The sequence below is a fragment of the Paenibacillus kyungheensis genome (genome assembly GCF_028606985.1).
GTDB lineage: Bacteria > Bacillota > Bacilli > Paenibacillales > Paenibacillaceae > Saccharibacillus > Saccharibacillus kyungheensis.
Genome location: NZ_CP117416.1, coordinates 2,739,654 through 2,764,361, shown reverse-complemented (window position 1 = coordinate 2,764,361; position 24,708 = coordinate 2,739,654). Strand labels below are relative to the sequence as shown.

The following is a 24,708-nucleotide window of genomic DNA, read 5'->3' as shown; positions in this document are numbered from 1 at the left end:
AGAAGATTAATACAAATGAAACGTTTATCCCGAAGCATGATCTAGTGTTATTTAACGTTATGCTTGGGGATAAACGACCTATTCATTTGAAAATAGAGAGAATGAGAGCAGCAATTGTTCTACTATGGACTATACTGTGCTTATTTTGTGCACAGTTAAAAAGTGGATCGTTCTTTCTACACCTATGTCAATCGATTGTGTTCCTCATTTATTACTAACTATTATTCTACTGGAGGTAACATCATGAAAAAATCAACGACTTTTAAAAAACCTATTTTTGCTTTAGCTACATTTGCAATTAGCGCGTCTTTGCTTTTACCAGGTGCCGCTTCAGCAGCAGAGTCTTCTAACATGAATGACAGTTATAGTTTGGGAAGCAACGGATACTTAGCTAATACGGGTTGGGCAGGTATGAATACGACTAAAGATACAATGACAGGTGAGAATCAAGATTCTGCACAATCGATTTTCTATGATACCAATTCCTCTTTCGGTTATAACTGGGCTTATGCCAAAGATATGACAGGTACACAATATTCACCAGCGATCTCTTATGGTTGGAATTGGACACCAGGTTATGAGAACGCAGGTAATTTCCCTGTACAAATTTATAAAGATAATGAAAACAGACGTAACAACAATAGTTCAAGCTCTAGCTCTCGTCAAAGTCAAATGAAAGACATTGATACTTCTGTAAGTTATTCTACAGAAAACGCAACAGGGGATTACAGCACTGGTTACACTGTATTTATTCATAATACACAATGGGCTGGAGCAGAATCTAAACCATCTGCGATTGTAAAATTAGTAACGTCTACTTCACAAAATGCTTCTACAGTCATGGAAAACAAAAACGATTCTACCGCAACTACCAATGAAGATATGACCACAACGACAGCAACATGGGGTGAATCTCTAGGTAAAGTGAGTCTAGATGGCGCTAATTGGGATGTATATCGCAAAGGTATGAATAGCGATATGGAAGGTCAATCCAACTTTAATACGATGGATGGCAATGTGTACACATTTGTTAGAACAGAAAATGCAGATAGCGTAGACTTAAACATTTCTGATTTTATCAAAAACTTGCTAGATCGTAATGAATTGAAATCTTTTGACTATGTAAGTGGCGTGAAATTCGGTACAGATGTAATGAGTGGTAACGGTAAATTAACAGTATCGAACTGGTCAATCAACGCTCAATAAGACACTTTTGATTCTAAAATAGAGTCTATATGTTAAAATAAAATGAAGTGCTTTTCTTGCCTGAGGGTAGGAAAAGCACTTTTTTTGCGCTGATAGAGTATATATTTATTAATGGAATTATATGGTAATTAGGAAGTGGAAAAGTAAGTCTATTCTAAAGGGATATAACTTATTCCGCATAAGCATTTATAAGTGTCACTATGATATATAAAAAAACCGATGAAAACGTTAACAATTTTGAAATTATAAACAATTAAAATCCATAATTACCAATTTACACCAGTAAAAACTTTAAGTATAATCAGCCCTGAGGAGGTGATTCAGAAGGGGAACAAGCAAGCTAATCCAGAAAAAAGATAACGCTTACTTTTGAAATGGATAAACACTATCCAACCAAATTACTTGAGAAAGAAAGGTGAATTTTTTGAAATCCAAAAAAAGTATCTGGCAAACATTGAAATACACGATGGCCGTTTCACTATTAACTGGAAGTCTTTTACCTATCCTTTCTACACCGGCTGCTTATGCCGAAGCTCATGTCGATAATCCGTTTGTTGGCGCGACTGCGTATGTGAATCCTGATTATGCCAAAGAAGTTAATGCCTCAATTGCGAAAGTAAGTGATGCTTCACTCAAAGCAAAAATGGAAACCATAAAATCCTATCCTACATCAGTCTGGTTAGATCGGATTGACGCGATAGGCGGTGGTGCGAACAATGCAGGTCGTCTTAGCTTGGAAGGACATCTGGATGCTGCGTTAGCACAGAAAAAAGGAAATACACCAATCACAGCAAGCTTTGTTATCTATGATCTTCCTGGACGCGATTGTCATGCTTTAGCATCCAATGGTGAACTGCCTTTAACACCGGCAGGCTTAGAACGATACAAAACTGAATATATTGATGTGATCGCTGATATTTTCGCTAATCCTAAATATCAAGATATTCGTATCGTCAATGTAATTGAACCGGACAGCTTACCGAATCTGGTAACCAACTTAAATGATGCACGTTGTGCTCAAGCAAGCTCGACAGGTATCTATGAAGCAGGCGTTAAATACGCATTAAACAAACTTCATGCGATTCCAAATGTATACAACTATCTAGATATCGGTCACTCTGGCTGGTTGGGTTGGGATAACAACCGTACAGCAACTATCTCTTTGTATACGAAAGTCGTGCAAAGTACTACAGCAGGTCTAGCAAGTGTAGATGGCTTTGTCACCAATACAGCGAATACTACACCGCTTAATGAGCCTAATCTGCCGAATCCTGATCTGAATGTCGGTGGACAACCGATCAAATCGGCTAAATTCTACGAATGGAATCCATACTTTGATGAGGCCGATTTTACAGGCGCTTTGTATAACGGTTTTGTCGCTGCCGGCTGGCCAAGTAGTATTGGATTCTTGATTGATACTGGACGTAACGGATGGGGTGGCCCTAATCGCCCAACAGCCGCTATCGGAAATGATATCAATACGTACGTCAACTCTGGACGTGTCGACCGCCGCGATCATCGTGGGAACTGGTGTAATGCAAGTGGAGCAGGTCTTGGGGTAGCTCCAACTTCAGCTCCGGGCGCTCATTTGGATGCTTATGTATGGGTGAAACCTCCAGGAGAATCGGATGGTTCTAGCTCGCTAATTCCGAACAATGAAGGTAAAGGATTTGACCGCATGTGTGATCCTACCTTTACTACAGCAGATGGCGTGTTAACAGGGGCTTTGCCTAACGCTCCAATCTCTGGTGCATGGTTCCATGATCAATTCGTTATGTTGATCAACAATGCTTATCCAGCTGTAGGTGGTTCTACTACAACGCCTACAACTCCTCCTGTAACTGCGCCAACGGCACCAACAGGTGTCAAAGCAACTGCTGCAGATAGTCAGGTCAAATTAAACTGGTCTTCTGTCACAGGAGCAACAAGTTATACTGTCAAAAGAGCAACCAGCGCTACAGGTGCTTTTACAACTGTAGGGGCTAATGTTACAACCACATTATACACAGACAAAGCCGTAACCAATGGCACAACGTATTACTATGCTATCACTGCAAATAACACAGTAGGTTCGAGTGTGAATTCGACTGTAGTGAGTGCTAAGCCACAAGCTACGACCACTACACCACCGACTCCTACAGATCCAACTACGCCAACACCTACACCTGTCGGTGATCTAGTCGTACAATATCGTGCAGGAGATACCAATGTTAATGATAGCCAGATCAAACCTTATTTTAATATCAAAAACAATGGTACGGCTGCTGTCAATCTTAGCGATCTCAAATTGCGCTACTATTTCTCCAAAGATGGATCGGCTGATATGACAGCGTGGGTTGATTGGGCGCAAGTGGGTCAAAGTAATGTAACGACTACATTTACCCCTAATTATGTCGAAGTTGGATTCACTTCTGGAGCTGGAGCCCTTCAACCAGGAGCGCAAACAGGAGATATCCAGCTTCGTATGGCTAAAAATGATTGGTCCCCAATGGATGAAAGCAACGATTATTCATTCGATGCTACCAAAACAGCATATGCTGATTGGAACAAAGTAACACTATACAAAGGCGGTACATTAGCATGGGGAGTAGCACAATAATCAATCGTACTCGCTCCTAATCATGCTTGGATTAACAGTATAATCAATAGCAAAAGACCTTACTCCTATAATGGATAAGGTCTTTTGTTTACGCATATATAGAAGCATTCTAATTGTTATACATAATCGGTCGGTACAGACGACAGAAATTGAGGTAGATCTGGCAGGTTCTCAAGTGGCATCGGATAACTGATCCAATATCCTTGAAAATCGTTACAACCTAACTCTAACAACTTTCTCCATTGATCTTCTTCTTCAATACCTTCAGCAACCACATGCAACTCCAAAGCTTCTGCCATTGCGAGCAATGCTTTTAATACAGGAGGATTCATCTGAGCTACAAAAGAACGATCTATTTTGATATTATCGACCGGCAGGCGGGTTAATGTGCTCAATGAAGAATAACCAGTACCAAAATCATCTATCGAAATCGTATATCCTTGCTCACGTAACTGAAGTAGAGAAGAGCATTCACTAACGGTATCAATCATAGCCACACTTTCTGTAATTTCAAGATCAATATACTGAGGATCAACTTGCTCTTCTTGCAGAATCTGATTAATACGATCTATAAAATCAGGCTCACTTAACTGGATTCTAGAAATGTTAATCGCAATCTTGGTCTGTTGTCCATACTTGGCTTGAACGATAGCAAGATCATGACAAGCCTGACGAATCACCCATTCGCCTATAGGAATAATCAGACCTGTTTGTTCTGCTATCGGGATAAAGTCAGCAGGCGAGACCATATATTTATGATCTTTTTTCCAACGTAATAATGCTTCTACAGCTACCACTTGTTTTTGTTTGTTCCCATAAATCGGCTGATACAACAGTTGTAATTCTTCTTTTTCGAGACAACTATTCAATGCTAACTCATAATTAAAGCGAACAACCTGTTCATACTGCGTTTTTTCACAGAATAAATGATGTTTGTTACGACCGCTTGTTTTGGCATGAAAAAGCGCAATATCTGCACGTCGTAACGCGATAGAAATATTGATATCTTCTGAGAAATAAGCAATACCTACACTCACATTGATTTTGATCTGACGATTGTTAAAGGTGAACGGTTCATTCATTAAAGAAATAATAATCTGAGCCATCTGTTCAGGATGTTCTTGTTGGCGATTAGACACCAGTATAAACTCATCCCCGCTAAGACGAATACTGATATATTCCGAACTGAAATTACGTTTAAGTCGACCTGCCACTTCGACCAATAGAGCATCGCCGCTTTCCATGCCAAGTGTATCATTTACATATTTGAGATTATCTATATCAAACATAAATAAATACGCAGGGTGAGTAACAAACTCATACAAAAAACGTCGATTTAATAATTGAGTCAATTCATCATGGAAAGCATAATACTGCATTTTTTCTTTGTATTGATGGCGTTCTTCATAGCTTCGAGTAATACAGACTAGATGAGTGATCGTCTGATTCTCATTGAAAATAGGCGAGATAATGCTATCTCCACTTAACGTTCCTGTAGGTAACAAATGACCTTCATCAAAACGTACACTTTGCGCTTGTACCAGTACTTTAGAATATTTGTTATGCAAATACTGAGCCATTTCATACTGATTGCGTTCACTATAAAGATCGAAAAAGTTTTTTCCGATATCCTTTTTCGAGATTCCACTGAACAATTCTGCTTTTCGATTAACATAACAATATACAAATTGTCGATTTTGGACAGCCATAATATACACTAGATCTTCCATAGCATCAAAAGCTAACTTAAGAAGCGGATGAATCAGTGAATCTTCGCTATTCATTTAGGTCCACTCCTTTACCATACTGATCATAATCTTAAAATTATTTTTAATATATACTAGGTTTAATCGGTATGTATAGAGCAGATATGAAGAAAAGGTTAACTTCTTTTTTTAAATGAATTGTTCCAAATTTGATTGTGTTCTTCTGAATAGGGGTATATTACTATAGATATGTGTATTTTAATCTGCATAAAGGAGTGTTATACATGGCACAAAAACTACAAGGAACAGTAGCATTAGTTACAGGAGCAAGTAGCGGAATAGGGGAAGCAACAGCTAAATCTCTAGCTGCACAAGGAGCAACTGTAGTCGTGGTAGCACGTCGTAAAGATCGTCTGGATCAATTGGCTACAGAAATTAGCGAACAAGGCGGTTCCGCTTTTGTTATTGAAGCAGACATTACAGATCAAGCCCAAGCTCAAAAAGCGATTGAACAAACAATCAGCAAATATAACCGTCTTGATATTGTAGTCAATAATGCAGGTGTGATGTTATTGGGGCCAGCAGAGAATGCTCCTGCTGAAGAATGGGAACGCATGGTATCTATTAATGTGAATGGATTACTGCATATCTCTCATGCTGCTTTACCACACTTACTCAAAGCCGCAGAGCAATCTGATCGTCAGGTCGCTGACTTGATCAATATTAGTTCGGTTGCAGGTCGTCGTGCTGGTGCAGGTTCTGCTGTATACAATATGACCAAATTTGGAGTTGTTGCATTTAGTGAAGCGTTACGTCAAGAAGTAACAGGTCGCGGTGTGCGTGTAGGATTGATCGAGCCAGGTGTAGTACAGACCGAGTTGTCTTCTCATGTACGTTCTGAAGTAATGGAAGATATGGGCAAACTATTTGGTAATATTACACCACTAGAAGCACAAGATATTGCAGATGCTATTGAATATGTGGTGACTCGTCCCAAACATGTGGCTATTAATGAAGTGTTGATTCGTCCGACACAGCAAGAATTTTAAAAGTCCGTTAATAACATATATAATGTACCATATTTGTATAAAAATAGGCACCCTATTTATAAGGTGCCTATTTTTGCTATGTTGTTGTGCATTTCTTTTACAAAAACATAGATTATTGATCAGGAATAGCTTGCAGTAATCGAGGCAGACGGATTAATAAAAATACACTTCGTCCCAGACCGAATGCGATAAAGGCTAGCCATAATCCATGATTACCATATACCGGTACAGCTATCCAGAGAACTACTAGAAACAATACAAACGAAATGATCATCGAGTTGCGAATAGGAGCTGTTACAGATAATCCTGTAAATAAACCATAGAATACCAGACCTGCACCTGTAACTAAAGGAAATAATAATAACCAGAAGCTATATTCATTCGCAAGTGCAATCGTGGCCGCTGAATCTGTAAATAATCCTAATAACTGCTCATGGAATATCCAGTAGAGTAGCACAATGAGTACAGCGGGTAGAAATGAGCTATACCACGACCACCGAATGGTCTGCCGTAACAGCAGTGGATTACGAGAACCTCCAGCTTGTCCAGCGTAGATACTACTGGCATTGGCAAAGCCATCGAAAAAGTAAGCCATAATATAATGAACTTGCAATAAAATCGCATTAGCTGCCAGCATTTCGGGTCCAAACGAAGTACTATTTGCTGTAAATATATTGAACATAGCCAATAAGCAGATTGTACGGATAAATAGATCACTATTTACACTAATCATACGGCGCAATGCTTCGCGATTAAACACACCTGCTTGAGAGATCGATCCCCATTTAAAATAAGGTGAGCGCCAGATCAATACAATTCCGAACACCAGACCTGCTATCTCTGCAATCAATGTAGCAGAAGCTACACCTGCGACTTGCCAGTGGAACACATGTACAAATACAATCGCCAGAATCATATTAAGCACATTAATACCGATCTGCAAAAACAAAGTCTGCCTTACATGTGCCATACCAATAAGCCAGCCTAGAATAACATAATTAAGCAATGTAACCGGAGCGCCCCAGATACGAATATGAAAATAAATAGAAGCTTGCTCACGAATATCAGCACCCGGTCTGATCCATGCCAGCACTCCTTGCAAAATAGGATACTGCAACGCCACAAAAAAGAAGCCAATCAGGATAGCAATAATAGTAGGGCGTACCAGTTCAGAAAAGCCCCGTTCTAATTGTCCGGCTCCTTTGGCTTGGGCTGCAAATCCAGAAGTGCTTACTCTCAGAAAGCCAAATAGCCAGTATAACGTATTAAAAATAAGGGTACCAATCGCAACGCCACCTATGTAAATACTGCTTGATAAATGACCAACAACAGCGGTATCTACAGCACCAAGTAAAGGAGTAGTAACTGTAGAAATAATTAACGGAATACTCAAAGCAAGATAACTACGATAATGTAATGGAGTAGAAGATTGTAATGGTTTCATACTTTTGTTATACCATAAATTAATCGAAATAACTACGATTAAACTATAACTCTATGTAGTGATCTAATTTATAGATGAAATGATTGTATATCGTTAACAAATATGATATTAATTAATGATAACATAAACAATTATTTTGAAAGCGTACTCATTTTAAAGTGAAATCATATCCAATAGAACCTATCTAAAGGAGAGAATACTTAATGTCTACTGTAAATAAAGTGCTCAATACGGTTACACCTAAAGAAGTTCGTATCGTAGATGAATTTTGGACAAAATACAATGATCTGGTGCGTCAGGTAGTGATTCCTTATCAGTATGATGCTCTGCATGACCGTATTGCTGATGCTGAACCTAGTTATGCTATTCAGAATTTTGAAATTGCTGCTGGTCGTAAAGAAGGGCAATTTAACGGATTTGTTTTTCAAGATACAGATGTAGCGAAATGGATTGAAGCGGTTGGCTATTCGTTAATGACTCATCCTGATGCAGAGTTAGAGCGCTTGACCGATCAAGTGATTGATCTTGTTGCAGAAGCACAGGGTGAAGATGGCTATCTGAATACATATTTTACAATTAAAGAACCGGATAAGCGCTGGACCAATCTAGCCGATTGTCATGAACTATATACCGCCGGGCATATGATTGAAGCAGGAGTTGCTTATTATCAAGCAACAGGTAAAAAGAAACTGCTCGATGTGGTCTGCCGTCTAGCAGATTATATTGATACTGTATTTGGAACAGGTGAAGGTCAATTACGCGGATACGATGGTCATCAAGAGATCGAACTTGCGCTTGTTAAATTGTACCGTCTTACAGGAGAACAACGGTATTTGCAATTGAGTCAATTTTTTATTGATGAGCGCGGACAACAACCTAACTTTCTAGAACAAGAATGGGAGCAACGGGATCGGATCAACTTTTTTGTAGGCAAAACAAATGATATCAATCTTCAATATAGTCAGGCACATGTTCCGGTACGAGAGCAAAAAGAAGCAGTAGGGCATGCTGTTCGCGCGGTCTATATGTACACAGCGATGGCTGATCTTGCTGGATTAACAGGAGATACTAGTCTTTATCAAGCATGTCAGACTTTATGGAATAACATGGTACACAAGCAAATGTACGTGACTGGAGGGATCGGTTCTACTCATCATGGTGAAGCATTCACAATCGATTACGATCTGCCTAATGATAGTGGATATTCGGAGACTTGTGCTGCGGTAGGAATTGTCTTTTTTGCACATCGGATGTTGCAGATTGAAGCCAAAGGTGAGTATGCTGATGTGTTAGAGCGCGCGCTTTATAATACAGTGATAGGCGGAATGGCACAGGATGGTAAACATTATTTCTATGTGAATCCATTGGAAGTATGGCCATCTGCTTGTCATCATAACCCAGGCAAGCATCATGTGAAGCCTGTTCGTCAGAAATGGTTTGGTTGCTCTTGCTGTCCTCCTAATATTGCACGTCTTGTAAGTTCATTAGGGCAATACATTTACAGCACCAATCAAGATACGATCTATACACATCTTTATATTGGTGGCGAAGCAGAGTTAACAGTTGGCGAGCAATCGGTTGTGATCCAGCAAGAAAGTGGATATCCATGGAATGGGGCGACAAGCTTTTCATTCCAATTGGAACAACCACAATCTTTTACATTGGCTTTACGTTTACCGGGATGGTGCAAAAAAGCTTCGCTAACGATCAACGGTGAGTCTATTGAATATCAATCGCTTGTACAGGATGGATATATCTATATTCAGCGAGAATGGTCGGTAGATGATCGTGTAGAGTGGAATATGAAGATGCATGTGCAAGTGATTCATAGCCATCCTAGATTGCGCGCTGCTTCTGGCAAAATCGCTTTACAACATGGGCCACTGGTCTACTGTCTGGAGCAAGCAGATAATGGAGAATTAATCTCTGCATTATCCATTGATCCAGCGCAATCATTAACGACGCGATTTGATGCTGAATTATTAGGTGGAGCTGTGGTGATCGAAGGTACAGCGACTCGTGAGCTGACCAGTGATTGGGATGACCATTTGTACCAAGACAGTCCTCCTACCATTCAAGAACAGCCTTTTACAGCGATTCCTTACTTTCTCTGGGCGAATCGTGGTGAAGGCGATATGGCTGTCTGGATTCGTAAAAACTAACCACATAACCCAAGAGGTACGATATATTAATGTCGTGCCTCTTTATTTTGCAGAAAATCAGATGAAAAAATGTCAAATTATCAAAAAAAGCGAACGTTTGTGCTTATTTTTTAGTGTAAACTATTGTATCGATATCAAGTTAAATGTAAAATAGAATAGAGAAGTGTAAAGGGGGGTTTATTTTGGCTAAAGCAAAGGTAGCAAAACGTCCAACACGGGATGAATTTGCACTAGAAGAAATTGGTAATCAACTTACTGAAGCCTATCAAGAGAAATCGGAAATTTTGCTGACAGTGTGGGGTGCAGAAGAACCTGTACGCGGTCAGATTGTAAATATGGATCCACGTACAGGTCGAGTACATGTACAATATGAAGAAGAAGTAAACAAAGTGAAATTTATGGATATCATGGGTGTGAACTATCCAAGAGATTAAATAAATACCTTTGACAAATCCTTCATAACCAGAATATACTAGCATAGTCGATAGTCGGCTATGCTAGTATTTTTTTAGGAGGATAATCATGCCATTTAATCAAGAGCAGAACCCGTTAGGTTTGTTATTATCTCGAACCTATTTATCCTATAAGAAAAAAGCATCTCATTTATTACTTGATTATGATATTACTCCAGAGCAATTTGGTGTACTTAATAATCTGGTCAGTCATGATGGTATCTCACAGAAAGCATTAGCAGAGTTAAATTCCAAAGACCAGACCAGTATCGGCAAAACATTGGATCGTCTGGAAAATAAAAAATTGCTCACACGCACGGTTGATCCTTCAGATCGCCGGGCAGTATTGCTACATTTAACAACAAAAGGGCACGAATTAATTCAGCAGACCAAGCCGATTATGCAAGAAGTGGATGATGAGATTAACGCATTGTTCACGCCGGAACAAACCAAGCAATTTATTGCGATGATCAATCAGACGTTTGAACATTTATCCCGCTGATTTTGTCAGCTGGATATTTTTTGACCTAATACATGCACAACCATTTATATCCTATGCATGTATTTAAAAAAAGAGAAAAGATAGTTGGAGGAAAACAAATGACTGTATTCAAAACGTTTAAAGATTTTTTAGGGATTACACAGACCAAAGTAGGGATTGTGTTTTCTATTTTTGTACCTTTGGTATTTTTATTATTTTGGATGACTGGATATCATGGAGCCACCGAACGAGTAGATCAACTGGTTGTTGGAATTGTTAATGAAGATGGACAACAAGGCGAACGTATCGCTCAAGCGATCACGACAGGTGTGCCTTATCAGACCCAATCTTATGATTCATTAACTACAGCACAGCAACAAATGGACAATGGTGATCTAACGATGATCATTTCGATTCCGGCTCATTTTACAGAAGATGTCGCATCGAACGGAACGACTCAAATGAATTATTATATCAATCAAGGTAATTCCGATATTGCCAAATCGATCGTTCAAAGTTCTGCTACGCAAATTTCCTCTACTATTGGAGAACATGCTTTTGCAGATGTTCATCAAGAAATCGTCACCACTAATATTGTCAAAACACATGATATTTCAAATTTTGCAATTTCGATGTTGCCGATGATTTTAGGTTTCGTCACATATGTTGGTGTAATGACCATGAATATCCAATTAAATATTGCATCTATGATGTTAAAGCGTGATCATAGTAAGTGGCAGATCTTTTGGGGCAGACAGATATTACTGCTTGTGATCTCTGTAGTCGCTTCATTCGTGATTACTACAGTAGCATCGCTATTTGCAGATACGGTTGCTTCGTTCTGGCAAATGTGGAGTTTTCATCTGTTGGTCTATATTTCTTGTATTGCTGTTACACAGATGGCATTCGCTTTATTCGGCAATGTCGCTCCATTATTCAATGTGGCGCTGATCCCGCTTCAGTTGATGACAGCCGGAAATATTATCCCTGCTGCTATGTTATCTCCTTTATATCGAAATATAGGATATTTTTTACCGGCTCCGAATGCTATACAGGGCTATTTAAGGTTAATTTATAGTGGGGCTTCTGTTTCCTCATTTGTGATTCACTTACTATGGATTGCTATTGTTACTTTTGGAATCACATGGATTCGTACAGCGCTGGTCAAGCCAGCTTCAAGCCCTATAAGTCATCCAGCAGGTAGCCACTAAGCTGAAGGGAAAGGCAAGTCTACAGCAAGACATTTGGTCAGATAGTTGCTTTGAAGGAATGCTCTATGATTTTTATCCAAAAAAAGCATCTATATTGCCAAATGTTACGGCGCACTGAATAAGATTTTTGCTTATCAATGATCTGTACTATTCCAAAAGGAGGCGTTAACCATGTCATTATCACACATTCTCGTTCCTTATGATGGCTCAGAACACTCTCAAAAAGCGTTGGAAAAAGCAGTCAGTCTAGGAACAGAGCTCAACGCTCAAATTGAAGTATTGTATGTGGATTCGACTTCTACAGAAATCTTAGAACAGCCGTTAGTGATTCCTACTCATGAACTGGAATCTTATTTTGACCATGAAGAAGAGGATGTACGCCTTAATCTTCGTCGCTTGATCTCAACCATTCCGAATGCTCAAGCTACTGTTATTCAAGGAAGTGCAGGCAAAGGTATCGTTAAGTACGCTGATCGTATTGAAGCCGATCTTATTATTATGGGTAGTCGCGGATTAGGGACAGTGAGTGAATTCGTAATGGGTAGTGTTAGTCATTATGTAACGCAACGTGCCAAATCTCCAGTAATGATTGTGAAGTAAACAAGTTAGATGCAATAACTCATGATTAATAAATAAAGATAGATAGCCAATATCTTGTTCCTTTGGGAGAGCAGGATATTTGGCGTATCGTTTTACTTTGTAATCTGATGAGATTATAGAGTATCTATATTCTTATACCGACTATTTCTAGATTTTGATAAATGATATTTTGATCGATATAAAGGATAACTTCTTTTGTCAGGCGAATAAGTAACACAGTAATGAAAACGTTAACATTTTAGAGGAGGATGGATAATGAAAAGCAAATCTCGAAGCAAATGGAGCACAATAAGCTGTATATTATTGGTAGGAGCACTACTAAGTACATGTTGGGGACAATCATCTTCTGTACACGCTTCTGCAACCGCTTACAAATTTGATTTTGGCGCTGGTGGCGTTACATCAGGATATACAGGCGTTCAAGCTTCGACTGCGTATAATGCTTCTACGGGATATGGATTCAATACACCTGCAAATATCAAAAATGTATCTGCTTCAGGAACAGGTATAGGTAGCGATGCTGTTCAATTTGTAACATTCGGAACGAAAAGTAATAATACATTTAATGTTGATTTGCCAAATGGATTGTATGAAGTGAAAGTAACGCTCGGCAATACTTCTCGTTCTAGTGTAGCAGCAGAAGGAGTATATCAGCTTATTAATATGACAGGTGATCTTGCCACCGATCAATTTCAGATTCCGATTACAGATGGTCAACTTAATCTGTTAGTAACAGAAGGCAAAGTAGGAGCAGCATTTACATTAAGCGCATTAGAGATTACTCAAGTCTCTACTAATCCTACAACACACCCTACGATCTATGTAGGCGGTGATTCGACAGTAGCTAACTACTATCCTTTAGCTAATAGTGTACAGGGTGGATGGGGGCAAATGTTATCTAAATTCATCAACCCAAATGATTACCTGGTACGTAATATGGCATCCGGTGGACAGATTGCACGTGGATTTCGTGATGATGGACAGCTTGAAGCAATTTTGAAATACATCAAACCGGGCGATTACTTTATAGTACAGCTTGGTATTAATGATACGAATGCCAAAAATAATACAACAGAAGCACAATTTAAAGAGATTATGCGCGATATGGTGAAGCAAGTCAAAGCCAAAGGAGCAACTGTTATCTTATCTACACCTCAAGGAAGAGCTACAGACTTCAATAGTTCAGGTGTTCATAACGCAGAAGGTCGTTGGTATCGGGCAGCTACTGTTGCATTAGCGAAAGAAGAACAAGTACCGTTAATCGATCTTAATGTACTCAGTTCTTCTTATTTCACTTCAATTGGTGCGAATGCAACACTTGCTCTGTATATGAATGGGGATACGTTGCATCCTAATTATGCAGGTGCTACGGAATTAGCTCGTATTGTAGTAGACAACATGAAAGCTCAAGGATTGTACTGATTGTGTAGTCGTCGTATTGATGATTAGTGATAATGTATGATTCGATGATTGTATTTGCTATACATGACAATCATAAATAAAAAAATCACCTGACCCTTCTTCGTTTGTTAACGTAAAAGGGTTTGGGTGATTTTTGGTGTAAGGATGTTGATACATAACTAAAGAAATTATAGTATAATACCTTAAGTATTGCTATGAAGTACTTTGAAAGGTAGACTATATACGATTAGCCTTTTAATGTTATGAATAACTTAATCCGATCTTTGGCTATAAAAGATCAGACCTGATGGAGGATATATTATGTTACTTATCGAACCAACTTTGATTCAACAACGAATCGATGATCTACAAGATCAAGATTTGTATATTCATTTGGAAATGACCACTGGAGCATATGCGGCTCATCTGGATAGCACCAAGCATCCAGCAGCAACCTTTATCAGCAATGCGACGTTGCGTTATATTCATGGCTCTATCTCTGGTGAAGGTCCTTATCGTGTAGGGCTCAAAACAGAGCTAGGTTGGGTGTATTCCGAAGGATTAACCCATTATGAAGAAACCGAGCAAGAGCGTCTTATTCTAGCTGGTCATGATACTCAAGGTAAATTAGTAGTTGCCTTGCAACTAAGTAAGGAGCCTTTCTAATGGACAATAATAAAAAAACAACATTCTCTCTTATTCCTGCTGATTCTCGTATCCTTGTCGTATTGCCACATCCTGATGATGAGGCATTCAGCTTATCCGGTACCCTTGCCAAACATATTGCTGGCGGAGGTCAAGTCACTTATGCTTGTCTAACTCTTGGTGAAATGGGACGTAATATGGGGATTCCTCCTTTTACAAACCGTATCGGATTGCCTACTATTCGTAAAGGCGAATTGGAAAAGTCTGCACAAGCGATCGGTATTCAAGATTTGCGTATGCTTGGTTTCCATGACAAAACAATTGAATTTGAAGTAAAAGAAGTACTGGATGGTACTATCTACGATATGATCGTTGAACTCAAGCCTGCATTGATCGTTACATTCTCTCCAGGGTATAGCGTTCATCCAGACCATGATGCTACAGGAGCGGCTGTTGTACGTGCAGTAGAACGTCTACCTCAAGCAGAACGTCCGTTATTGCATACGATGGCATTTTCTAAAAATTGCTATGCTGAACTCGGGCAACCTGATATCGAAAATGATGTAAGTGATTATTTAGAAAATAAAATGAAATCGATCCAGGCACACCGTTCTCAATTTCAAGCGGTTGAAATGCTAGGTCAGAACCCATTAAAAGATAAAGAAATCAAAGAGCGTTTCGGTAAAGAACGCTTCTGGACACATCAGATTTAATATAGATCGTTAACACAAAAAAAGCAGTCATATTCCTTCCTATGCGAATAAGAAGGGGATGACTGCTTTTTATCGTTATTTAATTAATCCTTTAGAAACAAGAAATTCGTGAGCTACATCATCTTCGCGGTAACCTTGATCCACTTTAGCATTCATCATTTGCATATCTTGTTCAGTGATTTTGCCTTGTAATGCTTCTAAAGCGCCTTTGATTGCTGGATATTTCTGTAGTGTCTCAGAACGAACAGCTACACCTGCATCATAAGGTGGGAAAAAGTTCTTGTCGTCTTTAAGAACAAATAGATTATTGATTTTGATCTGACCATCGGTAGAGTAGACACTAACAACATCAGTATCATGTTGAGCAATCAAGCGGTACTTGATGCCTTGATCCATACCTCTAACATCTTTGAAGATCATATTGTATTTTTTCTTCAATCCAGGATACGTATCTGCACGATCAGTAAATTCAAATTCAGAGGCTAATTCGAGATTAGGCGATACTTTCGCTAGATCGCTAAACGTTTTTAAATTGTACTTTTGCGCTGTTTCTTGATTAACAGCTAGAGAATACGTATTACTAAATCCAAACGGAGCAATAAATTGCAAATCGTCTTTTTTCATCAAACGTTTGGCGCTTGCTAATGTTCCTTTGGAATCTGTCGTCTCTTGCTGATAATAATTGGCAACAATCGTTCCTGTATATTCAGGGTACAATTGAATATTGTTATTTTGAAGAGCTGTCCAGGCAACACTTGATCCGCCTAGATTCACTTTACGATTTACTTTAATACCTGTACGGTTTTCAATCATATCTGCCATTAGATAAGCCAGTACAATATTTTCGGTAAAGTTTTTGGAACCGATAGTGATTTCTCCACCGGTCGTTCCTTCAGTAGCTGCCGAGTTGCTACAGGCTGTCGTTAGCAGAGCAGTTGTAGTCAATATACAGATCAATAACATGCTCAGGCGTTTATTTAGCTTCATCACTATTCCTCCTGCGTTCAGATTCCTTATCTCAATCCTCGTGGCGTTGTCCAACGTTCTACCAATCCCAGCAAGTAATCAAATACCAATGCAAGGATTGCCGCAGGAATAGCACCTAACAAAATAAGGGCATCGATATTACGAGTAATACCAAGGAAGATAAAGTCTCCTAAACCACCTGCACCTATAAACGCAGCTAACGTCGCTGTACCTACGTTAATAACGGTAGCTGTGCGGATTCCCGCCATAATCACAGACAAAGCAAGCGGAAGCTGAACACGGAAAAGGATTTGACGACTGGTTAAGCCCATGCCTCTGGCTGCTTCAATAATCGCTGGATCTACGTCTTTGATTCCTGTAAATGTATTACGAATAACAGGAAGTAGAGAATACAAGAATAATGCGGCTACTGCTGTAATCGTACCGATCCCGAAGATTGGAATCATAAAGCCGAGTAGAGCAAGACCTGGAATGGTCTGCAAAATGCTAGCTACGCCAATAATCGGTGTACGCAGACCTTTGATACGTGCAACAAGAATACCTGCGGGTACACCTACCACAATAGCGATTAACATCGAGATTAATACTAATTTAATATGAACGCCGGTCGCTCCAAGTAGCTCAGGGCCACGAAGATTGAACTGACGGATAAATTGCTCCCACAACGATATGTTTTCCATTATACTTCGCCTCCAGCCCAGTGATTAGCAAACATCGTCAGCAAAGTACCACGAGTCACTATACCTACCAATTTTCCTTGTTCATCTACGACAGGTAGAATGCCGTTTTTTGCTTCTACTACATTTAATAGCGCATCTTGCGCTGTATCTGTTGGTTTTAATATATGAAGTACTGGCTTAATAATTTCGCCAATTGTCGCTACAGTATCGATGTTAGCAAGAACATCGTATGCAGATACGACTCCAAGTAAGATCCCTTGTGCATCGGTGATCAATAATGTATCTGTTTTGCGTTGACGCATGAAAGTAATTGCTTTGGCAGGTGTACGATCTGGAAGAGAAGTCGATGGATCTTTACGCATAAGATCCGTAACCGGAATGTACTCTGGATTCTGGTACAATCTGTTTTTGCCAATAAATTCTTCTACAAAACCATGGGATGGTTCACGCAACAACATATCAGGAGTATCAAGCTGTAACAATTCGCCATCTTTCATAACAGCAATGCGATCACCTAATTTCAAAGCTTCGTCCATATCATGAGTAACGAAAACGATTGTTTTCTTCAAATCACGTTGCAGACGTAGTAGTTCATCTTGCAATTGTTCTCGTGTAATCGGATCAAGTGCTCCAAAAGGCTCATCCATCAGTACAATATCAGGGTCAGCTGCAAGCGCGCGGGCTACACCAACACGTTGTTGCTGTCCACCGGATAATTCTTTTGGATAGCGTTTCGCAAATAATTCAGGGTCAAGCCCAACCAGATTAAGCATTTCGATCACACGAGCTTTTTTCTTCTGTTCATCCCAGCCTTTAAGTTCAGGCATTAGCGCGATATTTTGCTCAATCGTATAGTGGGGGAACAATCCAGCTTGTTGAATAACATAGCCCATCGTACGACGCAATTTCACTGCATCTTGCTTTTTGATATCTTTGCCATTTACAGATAAAGTGCCTCCTGTATGAGAGACGAGACGGTTGATCATTTTCATCGTTGTTGTTTTACCACATCCACTGGGACCGATAAAGACTAGAAACTCACCATCACGGATTTCAAAGTTAAGTGATTTTACAGCTTGAAAACCATCGGGATACGTTTTGCTTACATTTTCAAATTTAATCATAAATTTTACTCCTTTATCTTATTTCTTTTTTTGTTTACGTTACCTTATAGCTGCTTGGATGTAAGCTATAACTATCGTATGTACAACCATTGACATTCCAATAATGATTCTGATCGAAAAAGGGGTGGGTTGATCATTAGTATGCTATTTCATATCAAAATGAACATAGTATAGCGTCACACGAAGAGGCATCTTGCGAACAGTTCATCATACATATAACAATTAACTGAGCTCCATGTATTTAGACCTAATTTATTAATTTGAAACAATATATAAAGTCATAAATTTATTAAAGTAGTCGAAAAATGTCTAAAATAAGTAGGAAAAGTCTTTTGATTATTAAATGGATAACGCTTACAATTTAAGAGTGGTAGATACAATAAATTATTGAGGAAGGATGTTGAATATGGAACGAGTTTCATTTGTTTTACATATTGATCCGCAAGATCAAGCACAATACATTGAGCGTCATCAAGCCGTCTATCCAGAGCTACTGCAAGCGTTTGGTGAGGTAGGTATTCATACGTATAGTATTTTTCTACATGAAGGTACTTTATTTGCTTATATGGAAGTGGACAATTATCAACAAGCTATGGATCAACTGGCAGTACATCCTGCCAATCAGCGCTGGCAGCAATTTATGGCTGATATGTTAATTCCTAATCAGCAAGGAACGACATCGGAAGTGATTCCTGAAGTATTTCATTATCATTCTTAACCTACATTTCTATTCATAGAAGATAGACAATAGTTGAAAGAACGCCTTCAGCCTGTCATGATTAGTGTTGGAGGTGTTCTTATATGAAATATGTTCATTTTAGTTATCAACAACAGCCGCAGATTGGGATTGCATTGGATGATGTAATCGTACCTATGTCTGCACTACAACGTTTTGCTTCTTCCTCACTATCCCTTCCTGTTATCATTGACGATCTCTGGTCTCAACCTGAACTACATACTCAGATTCAACATATTCTAGAACAACACACCACAGAACTTATGAATCAAGCGATAGCGGAACAAGATATTGAATGGCTTCCTATTGTACCGAATCCCGGGAAAGTAATCTGTATTGGTCTGAATTATCGTCGCCATGCAGAGGAAACGAATGCACCTATTCCGCAAACACCTGTAGTATTTAGCAAATTCTCTGATGCAGTCGCAGGTCATCTGCAATCAGTGCCTTTGCCACAATCCAGTACACAAGTCGATTATGAAGCTGAATTATGTATTGTAATCGGTAAGCAAGCAAGTGGGGTGAGTACAGAAGATGCCCTCGATTATGTTTTTGGGTATTGTGCGGCTAATGATGTATCTGCTCGCGATCTACAGATGCTCACCAGTCAATGGTTACTTGGTAAAACCTGTCCTCGTTTTGCCCCGATTGGCCCTTATCTTGTAACCGCAGATGAAGTAGGCGATCCTAACCAGTTACAGATCAGTGCTTATTTGAATGGAGAGCAAGTTCAACATTCCAATACATCCGATATGATCTTCGATTGTCGTTATATTATTCATTATCTATCTCAGCATATGGTACTTCATCCTGGTGATATTATTTTGACCGGTACACCAGAAGGAGTGATTTTGGGACAGCCGGAACAGGATAGAGTCTGGTTAACGTCAGGTGATCAGGTCACAATTGAGATTGAAAAGCTAGGCAGATTGAGCAATACATTTGTATCTGCTGAACAGCATTAAAAGATATTTTGTAAGGCACAGGAGGGATCGCTATGATCCAAGAAAATACCAAACTGAGAACACTAGGAATGTTCCTCAAATCACGCCGTTATCAATTACAACCAGAGCAAGCAGGATTCAGTCATTCTTACGGTCAACGTAGAACCCCCGGGCTACGCCGGGAAGAAGTCGCAGTGCTTGCCGGTGTCAGTGCTACTTATTATACGTGGTTAGAGCAGGGAAGAGATGTGACAGCTTCAAGGGATGTGATTGAGAATATAGCCAGAGCGCTACAATTGAATCCTGATGAAAGAATACATTTGCTTCAGCTCTGGAATCCAAATGAACCTGAAACTATTTCTAATGTGACAACAGCTTTGAGTTCGGAGTGGCAATTGATTATTAATCAACTTCACTCCCCATCAATTATTACCAATCATATGTCAGAGTTTGTTTTTTGGAACCCGGCGGCAAATACACTATTTTCGAATCTAGATCAGATGCCACCCGAAGAACGCTTTTTTATGCGAGTGGTATTTTTAAATGAAGATTTTCGTCGTCGTATTGGAAATTGGGAAGAGTATGCTATCAGTTGTGTAGCTGTATATCGTGGTTATTATGATCGGCATCCCGAAAATCTTTTTTTTAGAGAATTTGTACAGCGTCTTTGTCTAGATAGTCCTGAATTTGAATCCATCTGGAATCTCCATCGTGTTCAAATTCAAAAAGCATGTCTGTTACACATTTACATGCCTGATGCTCAGAAATCTATTGCTTTTGATTCCAATTCGGTCTCTACACTGGATAACAATCCAAATTATCATATGTGCATCTATTCGCCAGTATCGTAACAGTCCGTCTATCCGTATAGTAACGCTATATCTTATTTCTATCTATTTTCCAAACCAACACGTAGCTTACATGTTGCCTGTTAGTTTTTTTACTAGTATAAGCGTACTCTGGTTGTGTATATCAATAGAGGATAGGATATAGAAGGTAACCAATCTATGTTATGAATTGAATAGGAGGAAATATATATGCGCTATAATCAATTAGGTCCTAGCGGGCTATTTGTATCTGAATTATGTTTTGGCACAATGACGTTCGGAGGAGGAGCAAATTTTGATGTAGTTGGTAAAGTGCAGCAAGAAGAAGCAGATACTTTACTAGCACGTGCTTTGGAAGCAGGAATTAACTTTATCGATACCGCAGATATTTACTCAGAAGGCAATTCAGAAAGAATCACCGGACAAGCGTTACGCAACTTGGGCGTCAAACGAGAAGAAGTGGTGATTGCAACTAAAGTTTTCGGAGTGATGGGGTCTTCTCCTAATCAGAAAGGTTCTTCTCGCAATCATATTATGGATGGTGTCAAAAACAGTCTGGAACGTCTACAAATGGATCATATTGATCTGTATCAACTTCATGGATTCGATCCTGCAACTTCTATCGAAGAATCGTTACAAGCATTAACTGATCTTGTACGACAAGGATTAGTTCGATATATTGGTGTATCCAACTGGGCAGCATGGCAGATCGCTCAATCTATCGGCATTTCTAATCAACATCGACTTGAAAAGTTTGTCTCTACGCAAGCGTATTATACCCTTGCCGGTCGTGAGTTAGAACGCGAGATTATCCCGATGCTACATAGTCATAATGATATGGGATTGCTTGTATGGAGTCCACTTGCAGGAGGTTTGTTAAGCGGTAAGTTCACACGCGATCAACAAAATTCTGAAGGCAGTCGACGAAATGAGTTTGATTTCCCACCTGTAGATAAAGATCGTGCGTATGATATTATTGATACTTTGATCGAGATGGCTAAGCAAAAAGAAGCATCCGTAGCTCAGCTTGCTCTAGCTTGGTTACTACATCAGCGTGCAGTGACCAGCGTTATCATAGGTACTAAGAAAATGCATCAATTAGAAGATAATCTAGGTGCAGTCGATATTGTATTTTCTGAAGAAGAATTGCAGACACTCGATAAGATCAGCCAGATTCCTAGTGAATACCCGGGTTGGATGATGGATATGGTAAGTCAGGTAAGAACAGAACAATTGCAACAGGTACGTCACCCTCGTTCGTGATATACATTACACTGAAAAAAGGAATCCCAAGGTAATATACTTGTGGGTTCCTTTTTTTGTATGCGATATGTTTTGTCTTGGATACTACGATGACAAGTAAGCAGAAAACCGTTATGATAAAAGGAGCGGACATAAATAGAGATGAGGTCTATGAATGAAGGTAAGGGAATGGATAAATCACGATGGAATCCGGCGAATTATTGTGCTTGCGATTCTGATTCTGGTGATTTTTGCTATGCAAAGTATGATGAATATTATTTTACTTACATTATTGCTGACGATATTAATCGGTAGTATGTATGATGGACTAATGAAGTTATTTCAAAAGTTCATTCCTAATGTCTCACGTTTTTTTGTATTACCATTGGTTTATCTGATTTTGCTTGCTGTGATTGGTTGGGGCGTGTATCGAATGGTGCCTACAGTGATTATGCAGGTGACTCAGTTATATCAGATGATTATCGAAGCCTATCGCCATCCTCACGAGAGTGAATGGAACCCGTACATTATTAACTTTTTGAATACATTAAATGTACAGCGTTTTATAGAGCCAGGCTTTAATGTGATTTTAAAAATTAGTAAATTAGGTTCTCAATTACTTATAGCATTATTGCTTAGCTTATTCTTCTTATTAGATCGTACGCATATTACACGTTTTACAGCTTCTTTCCAAGAAAGTAAGCTGGGTTGGTTTTTTAAAGAAGTAGGATATTTCGGTAAAATGTTTTTAGATACATTTGGTAAAGTCATCGAAGCTCAATTATTGATTTCGTTGATCAATTGTATTATTACGATTATAGCGCTCTGGTTTATGGGTTTCCCGAACTTGTTAGGGCTAGCATTAATTATCTTTATGTTAGGCTTAATACCGGTTGCAGGGGTGTTTATCTCGCTTGTACCGTTGGGATTGATTGCATTTAGTATTGGTGGAGTCAAATATATTGTCTATCTGCTGATTCTGGTGGTTGTGATTCATGCGATTGAAGCATACTTCCTTAATCCGAAATTGATGTCCAGCAAAACCAATTTACCTGTTTTTTATACGTTTGTTATTCTTATTTTTTCCGAGCATTTTATTGGCCCGTGGGGATTGATTATCGGTATTCCGTTATTTGTATTTTTCCTCGACTTGATCGGAGTGACGCGTAAGAAGAGAGGCACAGAATAAGCGATTTGTTCTTACAAATGATCGGATCGTTGCAGTATATTTGAAACGTTTATGCTGAATATAACAGCCATAAGCGTTTTTTATTTTTACAAAAATTTTACATATAGGATTAGCTTTTCATTATAGAGCATGATATCCTTATAAACATATCGATCTACTTAGGTATACAACTATTCATATTTGGAGGGATTTTATATGAGCGTCAATTCACCAAAAACATCAGAACTATTTACACCTTTTCATACAACTAACTTAGAATTGTCCAATCGGATCGTTATGGCTCCGATGACACGTAATTTTTCACCTAATGGTGTACCTGGAGCAGATGTAGCAACTTATTATCGACGTCGTGCTGAAAATGAAGTTGCGTTGATTATTACCGAAGGTACAGCAATCAATCATCCTGCGGCAGTCTCTTCTCCTGATATTCCTGTTTTTCATGGCGAAGAAGCGTTAAATGGTTGGGCAGAAGTCGTCAAACAAGTTCATGAAGTCGGTGGCAAAATCATGCCGCAAATCTGGCATGTAGGTATGGCACGTCCGGTCGGCTCACTACCGAATGTAGAAGCTCAACCGATTGGCCCATCCGGTCTTGATATCAACGGTGAGAAAGTAAATGAACCGTTAACAAAAGATGAGATTCAAGAAGTGATTCAAGCGTATGCTCAAGCGGCAGCTGATGCCAAAAGAGTAGGATTTGATGGTATAGAGCTTCATGGAGCACATGGTTACTTAATCGATCAGTTTTTCTGGTCACAAACGAATCAACGTACTGATGAATATGGTGGCGATCTAGTAGCACGTACACGCTTTGGTGTAGAAGTGGTCAAAGCATGCCGCGCTGCTGTAGGGCCAGATTATCCAATCGTATTCCGTTTCTCCCAATGGAAAATGAATCATTATGATGCTCGCCTTGTTGAGACAGCAGAAGAGTTAGCTCAATTTTTACAACCGTTGTCTGAAGCTGGCGTTGATATTTTCCACTGTTCGACTCGTCGCTTCTGGGAGCCTGAATTTGAAGGTTCTGACCTAAATCTTGCAGGTTGGACGAAAAAAATCACAGGTAAACCAACAATTACTGTTGGCTCTGTTGGACTAAATCAAGTCTTTTTGAGTAATAAAACAGAAGATGTATCTGAAAGTATTCGTCTGGAAGAATTGGATGAAAAATTAAATGCAGGTGAATTTGATCTAGTCGCTGTTGGTCGTGCATTGATTGGCGATGCAGCATGGGCTACCAAATTACATGAGCAACGTACCGATGATATCAAAACATTTGATCAAGAAGACTTAAAGTCTTTGAAATAAAT

General features: G+C 39.2%; 22 protein-coding genes. 17 read left to right on the top strand and 5 right to left on the bottom strand.

Annotated features, from left to right (window positions below; all coding sequences use genetic code 11):
- The first annotated feature begins 243 nt into the window (after positions 1-243).
- On the top strand, positions 244-1,206 hold the full coding sequence (locus PQ456_RS11750; protein WP_273612446.1) for a hypothetical protein: 963 nt from the start codon (positions 244-246) through the stop codon (positions 1,204-1,206).
- A gap of 466 nt (positions 1,207-1,672) precedes the next feature.
- Entirely contained in the window at positions 1,673-3,805 is a 2,133-nt protein-coding gene (locus PQ456_RS11745; protein WP_273616305.1) for a glycoside hydrolase family 6 protein, read from the top strand.
- A gap of 116 nt (positions 3,806-3,921) precedes the next feature.
- Here the strand turns inward: PQ456_RS11745 and PQ456_RS11740 are convergent, their stop codons facing one another.
- Positions 3,922-5,589 (bottom strand): GGDEF domain-containing phosphodiesterase, encoded by a 1,668-nt coding sequence (locus PQ456_RS11740; protein WP_273612445.1) that lies wholly within the window; start codon positions 5,587-5,589, stop codon positions 3,922-3,924.
- Positions 5,590-5,795: 206 nt separating this feature from the next.
- Between PQ456_RS11740 and PQ456_RS11735 the strand changes: the two genes are divergently transcribed.
- A complete protein-coding gene (locus PQ456_RS11735; protein ID WP_273612444.1) occupies positions 5,796-6,560 on the top strand; it encodes an SDR family NAD(P)-dependent oxidoreductase in 765 nt (254 codons plus the stop codon).
- Positions 6,561-6,672: 112 nt separating this feature from the next.
- On the opposite strand, the gene PQ456_RS11730 is transcribed toward PQ456_RS11735, so the two are convergent.
- Complete coding sequence (locus PQ456_RS11730; RefSeq protein WP_273612443.1) at positions 6,673-8,004, bottom strand: MATE family efflux transporter; 1,332 nt, start codon at positions 8,002-8,004, stop codon at positions 6,673-6,675.
- Between the two features lie 203 nt (positions 8,005-8,207).
- On the opposite strand from PQ456_RS11730, the gene PQ456_RS11725 reads away from it, so the two are divergent.
- The 8 genes from PQ456_RS11725 (at position 8,208) to bshB2 (ending at position 15,669) form a co-directional block, all read left to right on the top strand.
- Positions 8,208-10,166 (top strand): glycoside hydrolase family 127 protein, encoded by a 1,959-nt coding sequence (locus PQ456_RS11725; RefSeq protein ID WP_273612442.1) that lies wholly within the window; start codon positions 8,208-8,210, stop codon positions 10,164-10,166.
- Between the two features lie 182 nt (positions 10,167-10,348).
- Positions 10,349-10,600 carry a YolD-like family protein gene (locus PQ456_RS11720; RefSeq protein ID WP_204824052.1) on the top strand — a complete coding sequence of 84 codons (252 nt, stop codon included), beginning with the start codon at positions 10,349-10,351 and terminating at the stop codon, positions 10,598-10,600.
- Positions 10,601-10,688: 88 nt separating this feature from the next.
- Entirely contained in the window at positions 10,689-11,120 is a 432-nt protein-coding gene (locus PQ456_RS11715) for a MarR family winged helix-turn-helix transcriptional regulator (RefSeq protein WP_273612441.1), read from the top strand.
- Positions 11,121-11,218: 98 nt separating this feature from the next.
- Complete coding sequence (locus tag PQ456_RS11710) at positions 11,219-12,310, top strand: YhgE/Pip domain-containing protein (RefSeq protein ID WP_273612440.1); 1,092 nt, start codon at positions 11,219-11,221, stop codon at positions 12,308-12,310.
- 171 nt (positions 12,311-12,481) lie between these two features.
- A complete protein-coding gene (locus tag PQ456_RS11705; protein ID WP_273612439.1) occupies positions 12,482-12,910 on the top strand; it encodes a universal stress protein in 429 nt (142 codons plus the stop codon).
- A gap of 255 nt (positions 12,911-13,165) precedes the next feature.
- A complete protein-coding gene (locus tag PQ456_RS11700; RefSeq protein WP_273612438.1) occupies positions 13,166-14,332 on the top strand; it encodes a rhamnogalacturonan acetylesterase in 1,167 nt (388 codons plus the stop codon).
- A 300-nt stretch (positions 14,333-14,632) separates the two neighbouring features.
- Complete coding sequence (locus PQ456_RS11695) at positions 14,633-14,977, top strand: YojF family protein (protein WP_204824056.1); 345 nt, start codon at positions 14,633-14,635, stop codon at positions 14,975-14,977.
- Positions 14,977-15,669 (top strand): bacillithiol biosynthesis deacetylase BshB2, encoded by a 693-nt coding sequence (gene bshB2, locus PQ456_RS11690; RefSeq protein WP_273612437.1) that lies wholly within the window; start codon positions 14,977-14,979, stop codon positions 15,667-15,669. The genes PQ456_RS11695 and bshB2 overlap by 1 nt, the downstream gene beginning before the upstream one ends.
- 75 nt (positions 15,670-15,744) lie before the next feature.
- On the opposite strand, the gene PQ456_RS11685 is transcribed toward bshB2, so the two are convergent.
- Genes PQ456_RS11685 through PQ456_RS11675 form a run of 3 tightly spaced genes read right to left on the bottom strand, consistent with a single transcriptional unit; the run spans position 15,745 to position 18,460 of the window.
- Positions 15,745-16,656 carry a glycine betaine ABC transporter substrate-binding protein gene (locus PQ456_RS11685; RefSeq protein WP_273612436.1) on the bottom strand — a complete coding sequence of 304 codons (912 nt, stop codon included), beginning with the start codon at positions 16,654-16,656 and terminating at the stop codon, positions 15,745-15,747.
- Positions 16,657-16,682: 26 nt separating this feature from the next.
- Positions 16,683-17,336 carry an ABC transporter permease gene (locus tag PQ456_RS11680; RefSeq protein ID WP_273612435.1) on the bottom strand — a complete coding sequence of 218 codons (654 nt, stop codon included), beginning with the start codon at positions 17,334-17,336 and terminating at the stop codon, positions 16,683-16,685.
- A complete protein-coding gene (locus PQ456_RS11675) occupies positions 17,336-18,460 on the bottom strand; it encodes an ABC transporter ATP-binding protein (protein WP_273612434.1) in 1,125 nt (374 codons plus the stop codon). The genes PQ456_RS11680 and PQ456_RS11675 overlap by 1 nt, the downstream gene beginning before the upstream one ends.
- A 406-nt stretch (positions 18,461-18,866) precedes the next feature.
- On the opposite strand from PQ456_RS11675, the gene PQ456_RS11670 reads away from it, so the two are divergent.
- The 6 genes from PQ456_RS11670 to PQ456_RS11645 all read left to right on the top strand — a co-directional run bounded on the left by PQ456_RS11670 (position 18,867) and on the right by PQ456_RS11645 (position 24,706).
- The gene (locus PQ456_RS11670; RefSeq protein WP_273612433.1) at positions 18,867-19,178 is read left to right on the top strand and encodes an L-rhamnose mutarotase; all 312 of its coding nucleotides are present in this window, start codon (positions 18,867-18,869) and stop codon (positions 19,176-19,178) included.
- Positions 19,179-19,261: 83 nt separating this feature from the next.
- Positions 19,262-20,161, top strand: coding sequence for a fumarylacetoacetate hydrolase family protein (locus PQ456_RS11665; protein WP_273612432.1), 900 nt, complete (start codon positions 19,262-19,264; stop codon positions 20,159-20,161).
- Between the two features lie 32 nt (positions 20,162-20,193).
- Positions 20,194-20,991, top strand: a complete 798-nt coding sequence (locus PQ456_RS11660) for a helix-turn-helix transcriptional regulator (protein WP_273612431.1) — start codon at positions 20,194-20,196, stop codon at positions 20,989-20,991.
- Between the two features lie 186 nt (positions 20,992-21,177).
- Positions 21,178-22,230, top strand: a complete 1,053-nt coding sequence (locus tag PQ456_RS11655; RefSeq protein ID WP_273612430.1) for an aldo/keto reductase — start codon at positions 21,178-21,180, stop codon at positions 22,228-22,230.
- A gap of 154 nt (positions 22,231-22,384) precedes the next feature.
- Positions 22,385-23,398 (top strand): AI-2E family transporter, encoded by a 1,014-nt coding sequence (locus PQ456_RS11650; RefSeq protein ID WP_273612429.1) that lies wholly within the window; start codon positions 22,385-22,387, stop codon positions 23,396-23,398.
- A gap of 195 nt (positions 23,399-23,593) precedes the next feature.
- Entirely contained in the window at positions 23,594-24,706 is a 1,113-nt protein-coding gene (locus PQ456_RS11645; protein ID WP_273612428.1) for an NADH:flavin oxidoreductase, read from the top strand.
- The last annotated feature ends 2 nt before the right edge of the window (positions 24,707-24,708 follow it).